11 protein-coding genes are annotated in these 22,175 nt (G+C 52.6%); 8 read left to right on the top strand and 3 right to left on the bottom strand.

The features are described from left to right. Positions 1-48: 48 nt before the first annotated feature. Positions 49-2,739 carry a prolyl oligopeptidase family serine peptidase gene (locus BM123_RS05750; RefSeq protein WP_090166223.1) on the bottom strand — a complete coding sequence of 897 codons (2,691 nt, stop codon included), beginning with the start codon at positions 2,737-2,739 and terminating at the stop codon, positions 49-51. A 270-nt stretch (positions 2,740-3,009) separates the two neighbouring features. Between BM123_RS05750 and pbpC the strand changes: the two genes are divergently transcribed. From pbpC to BM123_RS05735, 3 genes are all read left to right on the top strand, one after another. Next, the gene (gene pbpC, locus BM123_RS05745) at positions 3,010-5,295 is read left to right on the top strand and encodes a penicillin-binding protein 1C (RefSeq protein ID WP_175489263.1); all 2,286 of its coding nucleotides are present in this window, start codon (positions 3,010-3,012) and stop codon (positions 5,293-5,295) included. 735 nt (positions 5,296-6,030) lie between these two features. Continuing rightward, positions 6,031-6,897 carry a hypothetical protein gene (locus BM123_RS05740; RefSeq protein ID WP_090166219.1) on the top strand — a complete coding sequence of 289 codons (867 nt, stop codon included), beginning with the start codon at positions 6,031-6,033 and terminating at the stop codon, positions 6,895-6,897. A 46-nt stretch (positions 6,898-6,943) separates the two neighbouring features. Next, complete coding sequence (locus BM123_RS05735; RefSeq protein ID WP_090166217.1) at positions 6,944-8,269, top strand: DUF2254 domain-containing protein; 1,326 nt, start codon at positions 6,944-6,946, stop codon at positions 8,267-8,269. A gap of 11 nt (positions 8,270-8,280) precedes the next feature. Here BM123_RS05735 and BM123_RS05730 read toward each other — a convergent pair whose 3' ends face one another. Further along, positions 8,281-9,315 (bottom strand): sterol desaturase family protein, encoded by a 1,035-nt coding sequence (locus BM123_RS05730; protein ID WP_090166215.1) that lies wholly within the window; start codon positions 9,313-9,315, stop codon positions 8,281-8,283. Between the two features lie 100 nt (positions 9,316-9,415). Next, a complete protein-coding gene (locus tag BM123_RS05725) occupies positions 9,416-10,948 on the bottom strand; it encodes a M28 family peptidase (protein ID WP_090166213.1) in 1,533 nt (510 codons plus the stop codon). A gap of 285 nt (positions 10,949-11,233) precedes the next feature. Between BM123_RS05725 and BM123_RS05720 the strand changes: the two genes are divergently transcribed. The 5 genes from BM123_RS05720 to BM123_RS05705 all read left to right on the top strand — a co-directional run bounded on the left by BM123_RS05720 (position 11,234) and on the right by BM123_RS05705 (position 22,140). Further along, positions 11,234-14,611, top strand: coding sequence for a caspase family protein (locus tag BM123_RS05720; RefSeq protein ID WP_090166211.1), 3,378 nt, complete (start codon positions 11,234-11,236; stop codon positions 14,609-14,611). Between the two features lie 197 nt (positions 14,612-14,808). Beyond that, on the top strand, positions 14,809-15,813 hold the full coding sequence (locus BM123_RS05715) for a CHAT domain-containing protein (protein ID WP_090166209.1): 1,005 nt from the start codon (positions 14,809-14,811) through the stop codon (positions 15,811-15,813). Between the two features lie 583 nt (positions 15,814-16,396). Continuing rightward, positions 16,397-17,179: a hypothetical protein gene (locus tag BM123_RS23885; protein WP_139211779.1), complete on the top strand. Its 783-nt coding sequence runs from the start codon at positions 16,397-16,399 to the stop codon at positions 17,177-17,179. A gap of 48 nt (positions 17,180-17,227) precedes the next feature. After that, entirely contained in the window at positions 17,228-18,544 is a 1,317-nt protein-coding gene (locus BM123_RS05710) for an IS4 family transposase (protein WP_090166207.1), read from the top strand. A 173-nt stretch (positions 18,545-18,717) separates the two neighbouring features. Next, complete coding sequence (locus BM123_RS05705) at positions 18,718-22,140, top strand: NosD domain-containing protein (protein ID WP_090166205.1); 3,423 nt, start codon at positions 18,718-18,720, stop codon at positions 22,138-22,140. Positions 22,141-22,175: the final 35 nt, after the last annotated feature.

Raw genomic sequence — 22,175 nt, 5'->3', positions numbered from 1 at the left:
AGAAACCAGCGAATACTTATGTTACACTGTATTAGTGGCTACCTCTTGCTAATCCACCACCACGCGAAAGCCCATCCCTTTGTCGCCCGTGCTTAGGCCTTTTCCGGCCGGGTCCACAAAGTCATACGCCCCGTAACCATAGCTCTTGCCTCCGGCAGCGTATTCTGCCACGTTGCCGCCGAGGTCATACACCAGGGCGCTACCGACCTTTACGCCGGCGAAGCTGCCGACGGATTTGAACAGGCTCAGGGCATCAACCTCTTCCATCTTGCGGCGGAAGTCCGCCACCTCATCCGGGGTAATGGCGTAGCCCGCCCAGTAGTTCAGGGTGTTTTCTTTAGCGCCCACTTTGGTGGCCTGCTTGTGCAGCGCAGCAGCTTCTTTAGCGTTGGGCAGGCGAGCTGTTGTGCCCAGTTTAGCACTCAGCCACTTCAGGTATTGCTGCGCCTGCGGGCGGGTAACCCGGGCGGGGTGATTGCCCTCCGTGCGCCCATAAGCATGCTCCGGGCTGAAGGCGGCAAACTGTGCGTTCGTCACCTCGAAGCGACCAATGCTGATCGAATCCTTGCTCACTTTAACCATCTCCGGCACCAGCGTCCGCGCCAAATTCTGGCCATACAGCCCATTGACCCTGCTCAGCGAGTCTTTTTGCAACAGCATCGCCAGCGGGCTGTCTTTCTTGAAGGTCGGATTTTTCTTATCTGCTTTTCCGAACAGGTACTTATCAATCCAGGCCAGCTCCTCGTTCATCTTCCGCTGTTGATGGGTAATCTTACCCAGGCCATGTGGCTGGCCGGGGAACCACAGGAAGCGCACCGGTGCCTTGCCCACCTGTTGCAGTGCCCGGTAGTATTCCCAGCCCTGATCGCGCGGCACGGCGCGGTCTTCGCTGCCGTGAAATATAATGGTCGGTGTCGTCACCTTCTCCAGCTCGAAGAGAGGAGATTTGGTGATGTATTTTTCGTTGTACGTCTTGCCGTCCAGGTCGTCCCAGGGCGCACCGCCAAAGTAACTCTGGTCAAAAGACACCCCGAAGCCGCAGGTTCCGTAATCACTCGTCCAGTTCACGTCGCCGGCTCCCGGGCAGGCGACTTTAAACATCTCGGGGTAGCGAACCGTCAGCATCGTCGTCAGGATAGCGCCGTTGCTCCAGCCCATCGTTCCCACCGAGTCTTTGTGCACTTTGCCTTCCTCAATCAGCCAGTTGATGCCGTTCATGATGTCCTCCATCTCGGGGTCGTAGTAGTTCTCCTTGATGCTCTCCACGAAGGCCAGGCCGTGGTTATTCGATCCGTGGTAGTTCGGCTTCAGCACGAAGCTGCCCCGCTGCGCCAGCAGCTGAGGATAAGTACTCCAGCGTTCACTCCAGCGGTCAAGATCGGCGCTGGAAGGACCGCCGTGAATGCTCAGCATCAGCGGATAGCTGCGGCCTTCCTGATAGTCCTCCGGGTAATATAAAATGCCGGTCACCATCTCACCCTTCCAGCCTTTCCATTCCACCACCTCGCTGCGGGTGATCTTCTTTTTGGCAAGCTTTTTGTTGAGCTTCACGACTTCCTTCGGGTTGCTGATGGCCGATCCTTTGCGGTCCGCCAACAGGTATTTCGGCAACTTGCCCGCCGTGCTGTAATTCAGGATTACCCGGTCGTCCTTTTTTGAAGTCGCCACCAGACTCACGTGGTCTTTCATCTCCCCGAGGTCGATGTCTTTACGCGTCCAGCCATTGCCGTTCTTCACGTACAACGCTTCGCGGCGGGTAGCGCGGTTGGCCAGCGAGACCCAGACGTCGTTGCCCATCACTTCAATACCGCCACCTACGCCGAGGTCCCAGTCGAGGTCCACCTTGACGGGCTTCTTATCGGCCACCGTCATATAATACAACTCCCCGATGCCCGCGCCGTCCCACTCCGGATTGCTACTGAGTTGAGAGACGAAATAAAAGGCCTTGGAATCATCCGTAAAGGCAAATCGGCCCGGGGTTTGCATCCCTTCCAGGATGCGGGTTTTCGCGCCCGTCTCCACGTTCAGCAGGTAGTAGGGCGACTTCGGCTGGGCGTCTGCTCCCTGGTGCGGGCTGCCGCTCAGGGAATAGATCAGCCACTTTCCGTCGCGGGAAAGCGTGAAGCCGCGAACGGGCTTTTTATCGTCCGTCAGCCGCTTGATTTCCTTCTTCTTCACATCGAAAGTATAGAGCCGGTTGATGGTCCAGCTCGTCGTATCTTCCACGACAATCACGTTATCTTTCTTTTTCTCCAGCTCCATTTTGCGGAGGTCCTTGCCGTCAAAAGATCGGAAGACGAGCGTATGATCGTCCTTCCACTGCGGGCTGCTGATGCCGTTGGGGAACTCATGAACGGCTTCGGTTTCCCCGCCGTAGAGGCTCATACGCCAAAGCTTTTTGCCCTTCTCGCGGGAGCTGAGGAAATAAATCGATTCTCCGTCGCGACTAAAGATGGCCGAATGATCACTGTCGTCCGTCCGTGTCAGCTGGGTGGTCAGAAAAGTGCTGTCTTTCTGCTTGTCGAGTCGCGTCAGGTACAGATCGCTCACGTAACTGTCCTTCTTTTTCACGCCGCGGCGCTTGCTCCAGAGCAGCATAGTGCCGTCCGGGCTGAAGGTGACGGAACTCATGGATTCCTGAGAGAGGATGTCATCCACCGTCCAGTCGGTCTGTTGGGCGCGGACGCAGGTGCAGAGAAGGACCAGGGAGCAGAGAAGGTAAAAGCTGAGTTGTTTCATCTTGGATGGGTTGGATTGGTGGGGGTAAATTACGATGTTGGAGAGGAATGGCGCACGCAGGCGCCGCCCGCGAACGGGCCGAAGCGGCTTCCAGCCGCGCTACTAACTAAAATATAGCGCGCGCGGAGCGCTCTTCGGCCCGGTCGCACGCGGAGCGATGCTTACGCCGGGTGCCGTACCTTAGTCGCCTAAAAACCGCCCTCCATCCGACCCCGAAAATACATCCCCCTCACCCTCACCCTCCTGGTATTCCTGTGGTGGCTTTTTTGCTTGCCGCGGCCGCTTTTTGACGCGCCGCTGTCGACGCAACTGCTGAGCGCGGAGGGAGAATTGCTGAGTGCGCGGATTGCAGCGGACGGGCAGTGGCGGATGCCGGCGGCGGACAGTGTGTCCTCGCGGCTGAAGGCCGCAGTATTGGTATACGAAGACCGCCGCTTCCGTCAGCACTGGGGCGTAAGCCTCTCCGGTATCGGCCGGGCGATACGAGACAACTGGCAGGCAGGGGCCGTCGTTTCGGGCGGCTCAACGATCACGATGCAGGTAGCGCGGATGGCACGGGGGAACAAATCGCGCACCCTCGGGCAAAAGGTGATGGAGGCCCTGTGGGCCACCCGGATGGAGTGGCGCTACGACAAAGACGAGATTCTGGCGTTCTGGCTGGCGAATGCGCCCTTCGGGGGGAATGTAGTGGGCGCGGAAGCCGCCGCCCGCCGCTACTACGGCCGCTCTCCGGAGGAGCTGAGCTGGGCGGAGGCGGCAACACTGGCGGTGCTGCCCAATAGTCCGGCGCTCATCCACCCCGGTCGCGCGCGGGATGCGCTGCGGGACAAACGGGACCGGCTGCTGGATCAGCTCGCGGCTGCGGGCCATTGCTCAAGCGAGGAAGTCGGGCTGGCCAGGCTGGAGCCGCTGCCCGAGCGCCCACACCCCCTTCCGCGTGAAGCGGGGCATTTGTTGGAACGTCTTCGCTCGGACAAGGGAGCGGGACGCTACCGGAGTAGTCTGAACGCCGCGCTGCAGCGGCGGGTGGCGGGGATGGTCCGTGAGCATCACCTGGCGCTGGCGGGCAATGGCATCCACAATGCGGCGGCGATGGTGACGGAGGTATCCAGCGGAAGAGTGGTGGCCTACGTTGGTAATGTACCGGACCTTGCACCTGCGTTCGCGCCTGATGTCGACGTTATCACCTCCCCAAGAAGCCCCGGCTCCTTGCTGAAACCCATGCTCTACGCCCTGGCCCAGGAGGAAGGCCGCATTTCCTCGAAGCAGTTGCTGCCGGACGTGCCGACCTCCTTCGGCGACTTCCGCCCCGCCAATTTTTACCGCGACTATGACGGGGCGGTGCCCGCCGATGAAGCACTCGCCCGGTCGCTCAACATTCCCTTCGTCTATTTGCTGCAGGATTACGGCACCGAACGGTTCCACGCCGCTTTGCGAGAGTACGGCTTTAAGCAATTGCTGCGCGGCCCGGACCACTATGGCCTTTCGCTCGTGCTCGGCGGCGGGGAGATCACCATGGAGGAAATTAACGCCTGGTTTCTGGGGATGGCGCGGCAGCAGCGGTACTTCTATGAGCGGCAAGGTTGGTATGCGGAGGCAGATTTTCAGCCGGCCACGCTGCTGGATGCGGAAAGCCGTGATCCGCTAGCCGATCTCAACCAGGTCGCCGGCGCCGTTGGCGCCGGGGCCGGGTTCAAAACCCTGGAGGCCCTGACGGCCCTGAATCGACCGGACGAAACGGGCGCGAGCCATCGCTTCAGTTCTCACCAAAAAGTAGCCTGGAAAACGGGTACCAGCTTTGGCTTCCGTGATGCCTGGGCGGTGGGCTGCACCCCTGCTTATGTGGTAAGTGTCTGGACGGGAAACGCAGACGGCGAAGGGCGGGCGGGCCTGGTCGGTGTCCGGGCCGCCGCTCCCCTGCTCTTCCGCATTTTACGCGCCCTGGAGCAGGATGGCGGAGAGGCGCCCCGCTGGTTTGAAGCGCCCTATGACGATATGACCGAAGCCACCGTCTGCCAAACCAGCGGATACCTGGCTGGGCCCGACTGTCCGACGACCGCCGAATGGCAGGCTGCTAATGCAGAACGCGCGAGCGTGTGTCGTTTTCACCAACGCATCTTTACCACTCCGGAGGGCGATTACCGGGTTAATCAAGACTGTGCGCCGGGCCAGTTAGTGACCGGACGCCAATTTCAACTCCCCTCCCGCCAGGCCTATTTCTATCGGCGGAGACACCCCGAGTATCGGTCCCTAATTCCGTGGCACCCGGATTGTGCCAACGCAGCGGATGCGGGCTCTCCGATGCAGTTTATCTATCCCCACGGCAACGGCGCCATCAGCGCCGGCAAAAACTGGCACGGGGAAATCGAGCCGGTCTTTTTTGAACTGTCTCACCAGAAAGAGGAAAGTACCGTGCATTGGCACATTGACGGGGAGTTTATGGGCTCCACCACCCGCTTTCACTCGTTGGCCGTTGAGATAACGGAAGGGCGGCATACCATTACGGTCGTTGATGAAGATGGGGCGCGGTTGGAGCGGAGGTTTGTGGTGCGGTGAGCCTGGTGGAGACGCTCCAGCGTCGAACGCGAACGGGGCCGAAGGCTCCCGGAGCGGGTTTGTGCGGCAGCTTCCTGGAGTGGCAGATGTTACACGAGCAAAATCGCTGGCGCTCCCTTGCACGGCTTGACGCTGGAGCGTCTCGGCCAGGGTGCACGATCTCTGGTCGAGACGCTCCAGCGTCGAACGCGAACGGGGCCGAAGGCTCCCGGAGCGGGTTTGTGCGGCAGCTTCCTGGAGTGGCAGATGTTACACGAGCAAAATCGCTGGCGCTCCCTTGCACGGCTTGACGCTGGAGCGTCTCGGCCAGGGTACACGATCTCTGGTCGAGACGCTCCAGCGTCGAACGCGAACGGGGCCGAAGGCTCCCGGAGCGGGTACTCGCGGCAGTTTCCTCGCGAGGCAGATGTTACACGAGCAAAGTCGCTGGCGCTCCCTTGCACGGCTTGACGCTGGAGCGTCTCGGCCAGGGTGCACGATCTCTGGTCGAGACGCTCCAGCGTCGAACGCGAACGGGGCCGAAGGCTCCCGGAGCGGGTACTCGCGGCAGTTTCCTCGCGAGGCAGATGTTACACGAGCAAAGTCGCTATCGCTCCCTTGCCCGGCTCGACGCTGGAGCGTCTCGACCAGGGTGCTTACCAAACCGTCGCCAATTAGACGAAGTAAGGCTGTGTTTGCCTGCTTACCGCTTCACCAACTTACCTTTACCACGATTTCCACCCACACAAATTCAACATGCGTTTTTCACTCCTGAGCATTTGCCTGCTGATTAGCGGTTCTTTACTGGCCGGCCCCTGGCCACAACCCAAAGGCAAGGGTTACTTTAAGTTTTACGAGTGGTGGACGTCTTTTGACGAGCACTACACCTCTAACGGAGAGCTGGACCCCAACGCTACGTTGGGTCTTTACAATACCAGCATTTACGCGGAATATGGCCTGAGTGACCGGCTGACTGGTGTGATCAACCTTCCCCTATTCAGCAGGGCAACGATCAACACTCAGCTTTCAGGTACCCGTGGCAACGTAATTCTGGACGGCGACGCTATCAATGGACTGGGCGATACGGATGTCTCCCTGCGCTACGCCCTGAACAAGCCGGGGTCAACCTTTCCGGTGGCGGCTACGCTGACCTTAGGTTTACCACTCGGCGAAGATGCCGGCGGAGAGCAAGGTAATCTGCAAACGGGCGATGGCGAATTCAACCAGATAATTAGTCTGAGTTCTGGTCTCAGCCTCGATTTTGGTGGAGAAACTTCCGGCTACGCCAGCGCCAACATTGGCTTCAACAACCGAACGCAGGGCTTCAGCGATGAATTCCGCTTCGGGCTGGAAGCGGGTGTCGGGCTGCTGGATCGCCGCCTCTGGTTTATTGGTCGGATGATCGGCAGTGAATCTTTAATGAACGGAGAAACAGCCGCCAGTAACCCAACGACCAGTATTTTCAGCAACAATGCGGAATACCTGAGCCTGGGTGGTGAGGTCAACTTTTATGTAGCGGACAAGCTAGGCATCAGCGCCGGCGTGGCGACGGCATTGAGTGGCCGGGTGATTGCAGCGGCACCGGCGTTTACGATTGGGGTTTTCATCGATATGAACAGATAGGCTAAGAACTACCTTTAGGTAGTATTGACTTCAGACTACCGAATCCATGCAGAAGCTATATCGTCGTATTATTACCTGGGGCAAGAGTGCCGTTCGCAGCATCGCCTTTCTCCCCGTGCCGATGATGCTTACTGGCTTGTTGCTGGGCATTGGTTTATTCTATTTCGAGACGAATACGGAGCTGAGCGCCAGGGTCGCCGAAAAATTTCCGGCCCTGATGATCAAGAGTCAGGAAACGGCCCGCAGCATTCTGAGCATTTTTATTGGCGGATTGATTACGCTGGTGGTATTCACCTTCACCCAGCTGATGTCACTCTTTAACCAGGTGGCGAACAGCTATAGCCCTAGGCTACTTCCACTCTTTACCGGAGACCGTTCCCTACAGTTTACGATGGGCTTCTATCTGGGCACTATCGTGATGACGCTGATCGTACTGCTCAGCATCCGTAGTGATGAGGCGGGGTATGTCCCCAATCTGTCCGTTCTGTTATGTATCATCAGTGGCGTGGCGAGCCTCATGATTTTCGTTTACTTCGTCACCAACATCTCGGGCAAAATCCGGGTGGACGCCATCATCGAGCGCGTTTACCGACAGGGAGTTGATGCGGTAAAAAAAGAGCGGACGGCAAAGGGTTTTTCCGAGCAATCCCTCCCGGAAGAAGTTGTTAACTGGCCTGTGATTCCTTCGCCCATCGACGGTTTCCTGGGGTCCGTTGATTACGCAAAACTATCGGAGTTGGCCAAAACCTTCAACACACGCCTGTACATTTGTACCGAAAAGGGGGAATACATCCCTAAAGGCCTTCCCCTGCTACAATGCGAAGATTCATTAGAGGAGCATCAGGTTCAGCAATTGATCGAGGCTGTCTCGCCGATTGCGCAAAAGTTTGGCGACTGGTATTTACCTCCCGTCCGCTTATTGGTAGACATTGCCCTTAAGGCTATGTCTCCCGGCATAAATGACCCCGGCACTGCCATTAACGTTATCGAACGGCTAACGGGCCTGCTGAACCGATTGATGCATACGCCCATCCACAACCACTATCAGAGCGAGGCAGGCGGAGAAGTATGGATGAGTAAACGGAACTTTCAATCCATCCTGATGGAAGTGATGCAGCAGTTGCGCACTTACTGTAAGGAAGACACCTTAGTCACCCGTCGATTATTCCGGATGCTCTACCAGCTGTATTCGGAAACAGGAAACCATCATCGGAACAAAGAGATTGTACTGGAGGAAATCCGTTACTTGCTGGCGGATAGCCGGCAGCACATTAGCCATGCCGGAGACCGGCGCTCGATTGCGCAGGACATCCGTTATCATCGCCGGCAGAGCCAACGTTACCTCCACAAGATGGATTTCCTGACGGAATAAAGCTGCCCCGCTCAGACGAGTACGTTCCCACGGGTTTCTTCTTCCAGGGCTCCTTCAACTTTCCCTGCACCTGCGGCTGCGCCTCCTGCGTAAGTCCCATCAGAGCCATCGTTCTTGTAAAAACCGTAGTATTTCTCCTTATCCAGCGTCAGCCCCGGGCCGTGGAACATAATGCGCCACCAGGCTTTCGGATGACGATAAGTGGCCATATCCCGCAGCATATCTACGTGCTCATGAAAAACCAGCGTGATGGGATTGTAGCTATTGACGGGTTTCAGGATGCCGTAGTTAGGCGTTTCCTCTTCCGGACAAAAAGTACCGAACATCCGGTCCCAGATGATGAAGGACGAGCCATAGTTTTTGTCCAGATATTTCTCCTCCGTAGCATGGTGTACCCGGTGGTGGCTTGGGGTCACGAAAAAGAATTCAATGGGCGCCCACATTTTATCAATCATCTCGGTGTGGATCCAGAATTGGTAGAGCACACCAATCTGCATACAGATAAAGAAAACGAAGGGATCAAAGCCCAGTAGCGCTGCGGGCACGAAGAAGATCACCTTGATGTGCTGGGTCCAGCTAAGCCGGAAGGAGACCGTAAAATTGTACTGCTCGGAGCTGTGATGAGTAACGTGGGTAGCCCACCAGAACCGCTGCTCATGCGCGATACGGTGCGCCCAGTAACGGCAAAAGTCGACGACAAAGAAGCAGGCGATGAAGCTCCACCAGGTGGTTGGAACGTAAAGCGGTGTGAGGTTGTAAAAGAAGAGAATCACACCAAAGGTGAGTGCCTTTACCATGGCGGTGCTGATCAGGTTTCCGATACCTACACCAGCGGCCGCGAGGCCATCTTTCACGTCGTATTTATACTTATCGGCAATTTCCGGAGAAGTGCCTCTGGCAGCGGCTTCGGCCAATTCGTGCTTATATTCCCGGCGGCGTAGAAACCACTCCAACAGTGTGAGTGTCACCATTACGGGCACCGCGTAAACAATCAGGGGCGGAAAGTCAAGCGCAAGGATGTCTTCGTAAGAATAATAAGGCTTCATTAATGCGATAGTCTATTGGTGTCAGGTGCATGATTTTCTTCATTGCACCTGACACCTAACACTTAGGAGAATAGGATGAGAACACTTCGGCGGACCCAAGCTATTTGCGGGTACCGTAGAGTTTCTTGCCTGCTTCTTCGTACTTATCTTCAGCCACCCAGAATGGGACCGTATCGCGATTGGCGATCAAGCGGGCAGCCAGGGCGAAGGCCTGACAGTATTCCTTGAGGTAAGTCATGTCGATGGTTTCGGGATTGTCCGTCACCTGGTGGTAGTACTTGAATAGCTCGTCGCTAAAGCCCGTAATACCAGGAGAGAAACTAAGCGCCGGCACACCCTTCTTTGCGAAACTTACGTTGTCAGACCGGTCGAAAAGACCCTGTTCCGGCGCAGGGTCGCTAATTACTTTCTTACCAAAAGCGGCAGCAGCCTTCTCTACCTGTTCATCAATTCCCGTACGGTTAGCACCAATCAGAGAGATACCGGAAGTATCGTCGTAGCCAGCTCCATCCGTGTTGAAATTAAAGATGGTCTTTTCCAGTGGGATGAGTGGGTTCTCAGCGTAATACTGGCTTCCCAGCAATCCCATTTCCTCGCCGGTTACGGCGAGCATAATGATCGGTCTGCGGGTAGGCACTTCCGCAAAGGCGCGGGCGGTAGCCAGCAGCGAGATCGTACCGAAGGCATTATCCCGTGCACCGTTAAAGATGCTGTCCTGCTCCGTGTACGCTCCGCCGCCCTGGGCGCCGACACCTACGTGGTCAAAGTGCGCCGTAACGATCATGTATTCGTCTTTCATTGCGGGGTCCGTTCCTTCCAGGATTCCGCCAACGTTCATGCTCTCGATGCGTTCGATCTTAATACCGGTGCTGGCCATGCTTCCCTTCAGGCCCTTCTTCTTTTCCTTGAGTGCGGGCAGGAAGTTATCGTCGGCTTTGACAAAACCATAAGGAATCGTTGCCCCTTCTTCTCCGGAGTCGAGGCCCATCCGGCTTCCACCGAAGTAGCCCTTGAAGCTAGACCAGGGAAACGGCAGGGAGTAGAGCTCGAAGATGGCAATGGCACCGTTCTTCGCGGCGAAGTCTGCTTTTTCGCTGACCCCACGGAAGATGCCCCGCTGGCTGATGTCTCCGGGAATACCGGCGCGGGTAATGACGATCTTACCTTTCACGTTGAGCCCCTCATAGTCGTTGTGGCCCGTCTCTTCGTCTACCCAACCGTAGTTGGCGAAAACGACGCTGGCTTCGCCACTCGCGGCGGGGCCGCGCATCACGAGCAGGTCTTTGCCGTGGGTGAAGGTAAAGTCACCCGCCATCAGCTTACCGGATTCAGGAGACTCGGTCTGCATCAGGGGTACGGGCTGAAAGTAGCTATCCCCATTGATGGGTGCGTAGCCGAAGCCCCGCAGCTGAGCGGCGATGTAATTGGCGGCGATGACGTTTCCGGTGCTGCCGGTACGGCGGCCGGCCAGGAAATCAGAGGCCAGGAAATGCATTTCGCCGGCAAGTTCTTTTTCGCTGAAAGAGAATTCGGGGAGGCTGCGGTCAATACCGTCGGCGTTGTCGCTGTCGGTTTGGGCAAAAAGGCTGATTCCCAGGAGGAATAGCAGAGTGGTTAAGGCTGTTTGCTTCATGGGGCAAAGATAGGGAATCGGATTTTTTTACTTAATCCCTATCTTCACCCATGTGAATAACCATTTGCACTAACGAAAACACCGGGCGCTCAGCAATGCAGTGAGGGACGGTCCTTCGCCTACCGGGAAATCGTATGCCGGGAAAATGGAGGACGCTGGGGTAAGGCGGACGCTCGAAGGTCCCGCAATACTGCGGAACGCTTCGAGGTCCACTTAGCATCGCGTAGCGACTTTTGAGCGGCGCCGGCAAACGTTTTCGCCTCCCACCAGAAACACCATAGACACATGACCATCTACGCTTTATTCGTCGCTATCTCGGAATACCCGAAGGGAATCAGTGACCTGCCCGGTTGCCTCAACGATGTAGCCGCCATGGAGGCCTTTATGCAGGAGTATGCTGAGCGGAACGGCGTAAAGACGAATTTTAAAAGCCTGCGTAACGCCGAAGCGAGCCGGGCGGGCGTGCTCGAGGGCTTCCGCCACTTTGAAGGAGCGGGAGCGGAAGACATTTGCCTGCTTTACTACACTGGTCATGGCGCACAGATGATGGCGCCGAAGGAATTTCAGCACTTAGAGGTAAAACGCCGCTTACAGACGATGGTGCTGCACGACAGCCGTCTGCCCGGCGGCAAGGACCTGGCTGATAAAGAGATCAGCTACCTGATCGCTAAACACACGGCAAATGCCGGTCAGGTGCTGGTCATCGCCGATAGCTGCAACTCCGGCTCCATCAGCCGGCTTTCCGTCGGCGTGCCAAGGACGGTACCCGAGAACGGTGCCGCAATGCGGATCGAAGACTTTCATGGTCATAAAGAATATGCCCGGACCGGAGAGCACTACACCCCTCCGGTCAGGACTCACATCACCCTCTCCGCCTGCCGGCCGGAGCAGGTAGCGATGGAGATGCCGATCAAGGGTGTCCGGCGGGGCTTATTTACCCATTACCTGATTGAAGTAATGAGCAGTATGGACCTGGCCAGCTGCAGCTACGCGGAACTGATGGCCAGGGTGCGCGTGCGGGTAAAGAATCATCATCGCGGACAAGACGTTTATACCCAGGCAAGCGGAGCGGCGAGCATGGACCAGCACTTCTTCAACGGCGCGCTGAAGATGAGCCGTGACTTCGTGCTGCACTACGATGAAAAAGACGGTTGGCTCATCCATGAAGGAGCAATGGCGGGCGTGGAGCCCGGTGCCAAAGTAATCGTTCTGGACGGAGAAGAGGAGCGGGAGCTGACCGTCCAGCGGACGGACGCCGGCCGTGCCTACCTTGCTCCTCAACCTTTCCTGGCACCTGCGTCCGCGCCCTATCCGCTGGTAAGTGTGGAGAAAAAGATGGATCCAATGGCGATCTATGTTGCGGATGACCTCCCTGCCCTGGCCCGCGCCTCCGTCGTCAATCTGATCGAAGACGAAGGAGATTGTCTCCGCCTGACGGAGGATGCCGCAGCAGCTAAATATCACGTCGTTCGTCTGCCCGTTTATGGCATCAGTATGGTGCTGCCGGGCGAGCAACGGCCACTCTTCGAAAGCGTCCCAAAACCGACCGACGGCTGGGCCGTAGATTTTGTCGATAAGCTCGCCAAAGTAAGCACTTACGAAAGCACGCTCAACCTCGCCCCGAAGGCCAACATTCTGGATCTTGACCAGGCCGTTGACATCACCCTCGAGCAAGTCATCCCGAATGAATACGGGGAGATCATCGACAGCGAGAACAAAGCGCTGGACGGCACCGCCGTTTTCTCCTACACCAAGGTCGGCGACCAACTGCTGCCCGCCCTCCTTCGACTTCGGGTCAAGGTAAAAACCAATCAGGTGAAACCGCTTTATGTGGGTATGCTTTTGCTCGATGAAGCCTTTGGCGTAAGCGGCAAATTCCTGCCCGTCATCAAGCTGGAAGCCGGCGACGAACCGACCACCACCCGTACGGAACCCGATGAGAGTAACGATGGTAGCCCGCCGGTGGAATTCATCGTTTTAGAAATCTCTGAGGAGCTGCAAAGCTGGGGGGTGACGGACATCACCAACTACCTGAAGGTGATCGTCTCCGAAACAGAATTTGAGCTCAACGAATGGGAACAAACCGGGCTGCAGCAGCAAGTCAGGCTCGATGACCTGACGAAAAACACCCGCGCCGCCGGCAGCCTTGGCGGCCTGTTCAAGCGTCGGCCCGATCGCTGGGGGGTGAAGGATATACCGGTAACCATCTTCCGTCCGCTTTTCGCCGGCGGGGTTAAAACCTACGGCGGAAATGATGCCGCTGCGCCGGTAAGTGTCGCCAATGCCCCCGAAGGCTTCAGCTTCGGAGAAATGACCCTGGATTCCTCGATGAGTACCACCCGCGCGATGTGCGGAGCTGGTCGTGCGCTCTGCCCCGTCCGCAAAAATCTCCTGGAGCCCATGAGCCTGATGGCGAGCCGGTCTGCCCTGGCCGACGAGACGCCGCTGGACATGATCCAGCTCTTCAACGTGAACAAGCCTGAAGCCGTCACGGAGCAGTCTCCTCTGGAACTGAAAACAAACATGGCCAGCCAGGGCGCGCTGATTTTTGGCTACGATGAAGACAGTGGCCTCTACTACCCCGTCGGTTTTCCGGATAAAGAGAAGGGCGTCATGGTCCTGCACCAACTGCCCGATGCCCAACCCGAAGAATACACCCGGAGTTTGGGCGGCTCCATCAAGCTGTTCTTCCGGCAAGTGATCAACGACTACCTGCCCTGGCCCGTCGGCGAAGTCAACAAACTGCGCGTCGCCCGGGTAAAAGAGGATCTGACGACGGAATACCTTACGGATGACCCGAAAACGGCCATCAGCCAGGCGGACGGTCCGATCGCCCTTTTCATCCACGGCATTATTGGAGACACTACGACCGCACCGGGCATTTTGGAACGGGCAAAATTTCCGGACGGCAGCTCTTTGGGAAGCCGGTATTCACTGCTACTCACCTACGATTACGAAAACCTGAGAACGCCCATCGGGAAAACCGCCGAGATACTGCAAAGTCAGTTGAAGGACGCAGGGCTGGGAGAAAACCACGGAAAAACGCTGCACGTTTACGCCCATAGCATGGGCGGGCTGGTGAGCCGGTCGTTTATCGAAATGCTGCACGGCCGTCAGGTAGTGAGCCACTTGATTCAGTTCGGGACGCCCAACGGCGGCAGTCCTTACGGTAATGCGGCGCAGTGGATGACGCCGCTTTTATCCCGGGCGCTGGAAGGAGGAGCCGCCTCCGCCGCCGCTCCCTTTGTGCCCGCAATTTTAGGCCTGCGCTGGTTCATCAACACGGCACTGGCCACGCTTAAAGAAATGAGGATTGGCTCCGATTTTCTTAAACGGCTGGCCAAAGACGGCGACCGGGGAGCGGTCAGGTACACCCTCATCAATGGAGATATTCGCCTGCTGCCCGACGTCAATGAAGAAACCATGGGCTTTTTCCGCCGAATTATCGCGAAAATCGATTATCAGAAATTGGTGGATGCGACCTTCTTCCAGGCACCAACGGATATTGCCGTTTCGGTGAAAAGCCAGCGGGAGGTGCCGGGGCTGGAGATTGAAGAAGCTCCCGTTCCGTCCGATCACATGAGCTACTTCGTCACGCCGGCGGCCATTGAACGATTAGAAAGTTATCTTAGGGATATCTTTCCGGAGGAGCCTCCTGTTTAGGCCCTTTTGTAAGCTTAGCCGGGGGCGCGGACGCGGGTGCAAGGGGGAGTTTTTAGAGAGCAATGGCTATGGCTCTTAACATAGCCCTCAAGCATAGACCGAAAGTGCCCGGTTGAGGGGCTTCGCCCCACTTCCAAGTAAAAGTTACCAGTATAGCTCTTCGTCTAAATCACGGGCTGTACACCATATCAATAAACATGCCCACCATTCTCAGTCAACTAGAAGACCTCACCGCCGAAAATCACCTGCGCACTGTCATCGATTTCCTGCGCGAACAGCCTGAGATCAATGCTAATCGGCGGGCGAAACAGCAAATTTCCTTGTTTAGCGGCCGCCTGCGTGGCATCGAAGATGATGAGATGAACCAAACAAAAGAACAGCGGCTGATCGACATTGACTACAATCAGGCCAGAGGGGATTTACTCAAAATACTGAATCGCCACCGGAGAATCATCGACACCATCACGGCTGAGGTTCCCGCTCCTCCCGCACCCCGGCAACCGGCACCCGGCAACACGCAACGGGCACCCGGCAACTCGCAACCTGCAACTCCCAACCTGCAACCTGCAACCATCCTCTTCCTCGCCTCCGACCCCCGCGGCGTTGGCGACCTGATGGTGGACACGGAGATCTCCAAAATATCCATCGTCATCAGCGACAGTGATCTCCGCCTGAAGCCCGAAATGGACCTCCGCCGCGACACCCTGACCCAAACCATCCTCGACGCTAAGCCCCGTTTTGTACACTTCTCCGTTCACGGCGTAGACGACCAGGACGGCTGGAACCCCGAAGGCATCATCCTCCAGAACCGGGAGCGTAACCCGGAGGTGGCCTCCACCGAAGACCTTAAAGACATCTTCAGCACCCTGCAGGAAGTACTTGATCTGCAGCTCGTCTTCCTCAACGCCTGCCTGAGCGAAAACCAGGCCCGGGTGATTTCGGCTTACGTCCCCTACGTCGTCGGTATGTCCGACGAAATCGAAAACGGTGTCGCCATCAGTTTCGCCCAAGGCTTTTACCTCGGTCTCTCCCGCTATCCCGACAATATTCCCTTTGCGTTCAAGATGGGCCTCCGGCAGCTGAAAGAAGACGGCCATCTGGAGCAGGAACTTCCCAGGTTGTTTCATTTAGGGGTGGAGAAGACGGTGGTGGTTTTGGAGGAGGGAGGGGATTTGGAAGTCCAAATAGATTTAGCGAATTGATAAAAAAATGCTAGTGGCTTTATGTTGATTCGGCAAAAAAAATGTACATTGATGTAGTTGAGTAAGTCTTCATGTTTACCACACAATTTAATCACCTTAAAATAAACTATTAACATGCGTTTATCGCCCCCCCCATACCCCAATCCTGGGGTTTACCCGATTCAGCTCATTATTCCTTCTTATTTGCTTATTCGTTTCAAGTGTCACGGTTTTTGCACAAAAACCAGATAAGCCTGGCGGACAAACCACACTTTCTTTTTGTGGTTCGCTTCATCCAGCCTCCAATCACAATGAAAAACCGGACATTCCAATAGCCGAAGACGGCGATCGTGTTTATTCTGATCGTTTTGGCAATTATTATTCAGCAGAAGATATCTCCCTTCCTGAAAGTACACTTGATAGAGTAAGTGAATATGGAGAACCTATTAAATTTCAAACGGGGTACTTTAATCCAATTTATAAAAACGTACCGGAAGAAGTACAATCTCTGATCAATGCGATATTACTAGAAGTATCCACTCAATTTACTCAGACTCAAGGAGTAGATGAATGCAGCCAAAACTATCAACTCAACTTAGACATATTGTGGGGGGATTTTGGAAACCCTGACGCCGAAGTTTGGGAGGAAAACAACATAGATACCCTTCCTGCACCTGATACCGGAGTTTTGGGAATTGGCTCTCCATTTTACGAAAGAACAGTTTCGTCTTTTTGTCTGGGTATTGCAGCAGACCGACCTTTTTCCAAAATTAATGGAGGATGGATTCGCTCCCCAGGCACACTTGATGGAAGAATACTCCTAAACAGTAATGTATCTGACTATTCCGGAGGAGATTTCACTTACTTAATAAACTCAGTAGACAATCCATCCACCCCTACACAATCTCAATTTGACTTACATTCTATTTTTCTTCATGAGTTATTACATGTACTCGGAATTGCTTCACGTATTGATCCATCACTTAATGGATCTTCAAGATATGATTTAGAATTACGGGTTCAAGATGATGCTGGCATAAACTCACCACTCGTTATTCCTAATCCTACTGAACCAGGCTGTTACACCTACCATCCTGATATAAATGATTTTCTATTTAATGATTGTAATGATGATCTATCTATCGGCTTTTTGGCTTCTGATGAAATAGCTATGCAGAGTGGTGGATTTCCGATAGAAAGAATCGGCAATGGGTTTAGTCATTTTGTGAACATTTGTGGAGAGACTGTAAATTACGTAATGGGCCCAGGTTTATCACCAGGTCAATCCGTGAGGACTATCAGTGCAGAGGAACAGGCGATATTTTGCGCAATGGGGTATCAAACACCATCTATTGATTGTGAGGGGTGCTTTGTTCACGCCCATTAAGCTAAGCCCAAACCCAAGATAGTACAATTGCACCTAATTTAAGGAGCCATGCAGCACGCTCCTATATTCAAAGCCATTCGAGATATCCGAGAGTTCCTGGAACTAGATACTCAAAAAAGACACGCTTATCTCTATGAACCACATCGCTGGTTTATAAGAGAAAGCCCATTGCTATTTTCTCGGACAGTTCTGCTCGTTCTTGGTCTTCTCCGCAATAGCCTTAGTATTGAACTCTTTGATTTCTTTGGCAGATTGAAAATAGACAGCGTCACTAAGAGCGCTTTATGCCAAAGACGCCAGTTGATTAAGCCTGCTTTCTTCCGGGATTTATTCGTAGTCACTGCAGATGTTTTCTATAAAAGATTCAAAGCAAAACGCTGGAAAGGCTTCCGGCTAATAGCTATTGATGGCACTGGATTTAGACTACCTGAGGACAATGACATTGGAGAAAGTTATGGGTGGCACGGGAATCAACACAACAGAGTCCCTTCCACCAGAGCACTCATTGCTTTTGATGTTCTCAATAAAATCATATACGATGTAGAGCACCACCCTCGGGAAGTATCTGAGGTTAAAGTTAACTATGCTTGGATTCCTGACTTCCCCAAAGACTTCCTGGCCGTTTATGATCGAGGTTTTGCCAGTTATGCTATTCCATTATTACATCTCCGATATGGATCCAATTGTATTGTAAGACTAAGAACAGACGTAAGTCCCGTTGTTAAGCAGTTCATCCAAAGCACTGATAAAGAACGACATATAAACGTATCGCCTAAGCATAAATGCCGTAGAACCGTAGCTCAACAAGGCGTCCGTATCGATCATGATGAGTTCGTCAAAGTCAGGCTCCTCAAAATTCTATTGCCCACAGGCGAAGTTGAAATACTTATGACTACTCTCTGCGATAAAAGGAAGTATCCACACCGGTTTTTCGCAGGGCTGTACAACGCTCGATGGGGTGTTGAAACAGCTATCTTTTGCATTAAGAGCTACGGGAAATTAACGGCATTCTCCTCTTATAAACCAGAGGGCATAGAACAAGATATTTGGGCACAATACGCCATGTACAACATTCAGTCCATGATGATCACTTCCCAAGAGGATGAGGTAAAAAAAGTAAGCCAAAAAAGAAAATATCCCGCCACGATCAATCGAAATGTGACCCTCGGGCTGATCAAGCGTAATCTAACCTATGTTTTCCTAGACCCAATGAGGAAATGGAAAGCACGATTGTTGGTTCTACTGGATAAAATGACACATCACCTGGAAGCTAAAAGGCCCCGACCAAGCCGACCTAGAAATCGAAAAATTTTAAGGGGCCAAGGACGACATATTTATGAATCAAATTATAAGCCAACGCTCTAAACATCAACTTTATCGGGTCACAAAAACACCAGCCACCTTATGCCTGGACGGGCACCTTATTGTCTAAGATACAGCATTAGGGCAAAATGCTGTTCCAGTACAAATTTTTGTGTTTGTAGTAAGCTGAAAGCAGAGCCTGAAAATGCTTAGCTTAACGAGCTTGGTGCTTTGTTATGGGGATAAGCAATAATAACGGAAGATTAGCGATTGCAGACCCTTGCTCTTTTATACCAAACATTTGTGCCGGTGACAGCACCACATTATCGTTGTCAGAACTCACTAGAATACATACCAATAGTGAAAATTTTGAATGGGGAGAACCTATTGTACTAATTGAAAACGGTGATGATCTGGTGGACAGCACCATTGAAATTGACATCAATGGTGATATGATTACAATTTTTGTAAGCCCAAACTCTCATGGAGACATGCTTGTGCAATTTCCCGTAACAGCTTGTGATAATGGTGAAACGACTGTGCTTAATCATGCCTTTTTTGTAAATGCAGTTTGTGACGACTGTAGTGATATCCAAGAAACAATTTGCGGAAATATTTCTTGCAGTACAGACTTTGAAAATTACCCTCGGACGAATTCTTTCATTAGCCTTGGTGAAATTACTCGGCAAATTAATCGCGACGCATTGGGGCTTCCAAGACTTGGATTCTCAACCTCCCCTCCTAACAATCACGTTTATCTTTTCACCAGGACTCCATTAACTATTGAATTACTGAACCCTATTCTCCCGGGTTGCGAAGTTACCATTGGTTTTGACGCTGTCTTTTCGGGTAATTCGGGATTACTTGACTTCTGGGGAAGTCAAGTAAGGATGTGTTCAGCTAATGAAATCCCAGTTGGTGTCCCCGCAGATTGCAACGACCTTGGAACTGACTGTGGAGATGATGTTTTTGTTCCTTATTGTTTGGGGCAATCCAATGATGTAACAGGAGGAGCAGATACATATAACCGGAATAGAGTATTTGAATCTCCTCCTCCATTTGAACCTTACACATTTACTTTCAGCAATGATTCTGAATCCCCTCTTAATTTCATATACGTTTTAGTTTCACCTGAAAATCCGAATACAACCAGAGGGTTTTACTTAGACAACATAGAAGTCACTACACGTTGTCCAATAAACATTGAAACAACTCAAATATCCTCGAATATTCTATGCCGAAGCACTTCTGAATTATTATCGTTTGAGATATGCAACAATGCTACTGAATCAGTCTCTCTTTCCTTGGGTATAAACAACCTTCCTGGTTGGGAATTCAGTATTAGTGATGACAACTTCGAAATATTAGGGAACAGTTGTTCTACCGTCACATTCAACGCATTACCAAACGCAGAAATTAATGAAGGCGATCATTCAATCGCACTTACTCTTAATGCAGAAAACCAGTGCGGCGCGGTGGAGTCACTAACGGAGCAATTTACTGTGTCCGTAACAGAATGTAACGATTCGCCATTCACTTGCGCCTGTGAGGGAACCAACGCCATCAACCTGGATGCAGGTGACGGCACCCTACTAAGTCAGTTTATTGCCCTAGGTGAAATCACACCTAACAGCATCTTCAAAAAATGCCTCGCTATTTCTGGTAATTTATTTATTGACGAGGCGGCTATGGGAAGTAATGGATTCTATAATATCAATTCCAGTGAAGTTCGCATGCAGCCCGGCGCGCACATTATTATCGAGTCGGGTGCAGCCCTTTCAGTTGGCTTTAGCACTAACGGTGGCATCCATGGCTGCGAAAACCTATGGCACGGGATTTCTCTGGCCCCCCAAACAACCAATAGACCTGGAGGTAGATTGAAACTAACCGGTGCCAGAATCGAAGACGCCGTTCATGCGGTTTCCCTTAGCAATGGTAGCTCTTTCGAAATGATTTATTCTACCTTAAACCGAAACCATATTGGTATTTACAAACGACCTGCCCTTACGCCCGGCACAGAGGTCGTATTTCAACCAACCCCCATCCATTATTCAAGTATTCAAGCTTCAGGAGACCTGCTACCTCCTTACCTCGGCCAGGAAGTACAGACAACTGGCAAGAGCTACGCGGGTGTAGAAATAAACGATTGTAAGAAGTTTCAGATTGGTGCCAGTAATATTGGCATCAATATTACTGGTGCAAATTATGGCGTCATCGCTCGTGGTTCCAATGTAAGTATTGTTTCCTCAAGTATCTACAACACCATTCCTTCACTGGATGCCTCTGGTGGAGATGTTGGTATATTGGCGGAGTCTAACTCTTGGATTGGCTTGCGAAACAGTCGGTTATATGACATGGAACATGGCATATTAGGCAATCAATCTTCTCTCGATTGCCGGAATAATATTATTGGAGAAAACTCATCGGGTGATCGGGGCAATATCAAAACAGGTATATCCTTAGGTATGAGCATCGGACACACTGCCTCAATAACCAACCAGAATAGAATTTATTCCCGAAAATTTGGCATCTTAATTTCTAATGCTCAGCATGCCAACAAATTGTTCATTGAAAACAACACAGTAGAGCTTTACCCCCCAGAGCCTGGCCTTGAAATAAGTCCTATTTTCACTTCAGCGATAAGGTTAGAGGATGCTATGATGTCAGGGGAAAACCTAGACAACCTAAACTTAACTGGAAATACTATTAATCTACGCAGGTTTGGAAATGGAATAGCTCTCCACAATGTAAATGGTGTTACTATTGCAAATAACCAAGTTAATTTCTTACCCACCTACAGTGAGATTCATAGTGGATCAGGACTTTTTCTTCGTTCATCAAGTGACAACTATTTATATGGCAACCTAGTATCTGGCAACGGACTAAGCCATAAGGAAATAGCGATTACCGTTGATAGTGGGGACCGTAATGTATTATGCTGTAACAACGTTGAGGATGCTGAGTTTGGAGCAATATTTTTTGGCATTTGTGATGAGACCAAACTTCGTCATAATACTTTTAAAGACAATTTGATTGGTCTTATTTTAAGCCAAGGCGCTAGAATAGGTCCACAAATTGCCGCAGGGAACGCTTGGAGTGAAAGCGTTTGGAATGACGCTATGCATCTTAGTGAAGACGGCTTTAATGTTGCCCAGTCTAGATTTTTTGTTATTCCCCCCGAAGGAACACCTGTTTGGCCAGAAGACATCTTTGTAGCAGCTTCAACTACAGAATGGTTTGTGCCAGGCCAAGAATCATTAGTATGCGAAGACGATGCAGATAATTGTGAAAGACCTTCGCTCAATCGACTGGCAGCAGATAATGAATTTACCCAAAAGGTGTTGCAAGACAACTTCATTTATGGGAATTTTCCTGAGACTTCTGATTGGGAAGCCAAGCGCGTTTTCTACCGTAGCCAGCAAGCCACCAAATCAGAAGAGCGTTCCCAATGGTCCACCATAGGATTAGCTTTCTCTGAACAACAAAAAAATCAAAACACCACCTTACACCGGTTAACCAAAATAGAGCAGTTACTGGAAGTAGCAATGACCGCCGATCCTTTGGTCACTGAAGCAACTTCTAATTTAGGTTTATTAAACGTAAGCGTCCGACCAACCACATCTTGTCAACCCCAACTCCGCGCCAGAGCTTTGCCCTAAACCAAAGCAAAAAGCCATGCGCCACAGCCCCACCG

The sequence above is a fragment of the Neolewinella agarilytica genome, assembly GCF_900110645.1.
GTDB lineage: Bacteria > Bacteroidota > Bacteroidia > Chitinophagales > Saprospiraceae > Neolewinella > Neolewinella agarilytica.
The sequence above is the reverse complement of the archived record's forward strand: the minus strand, read 5'-3'. Positions and strand labels throughout refer to the sequence as shown.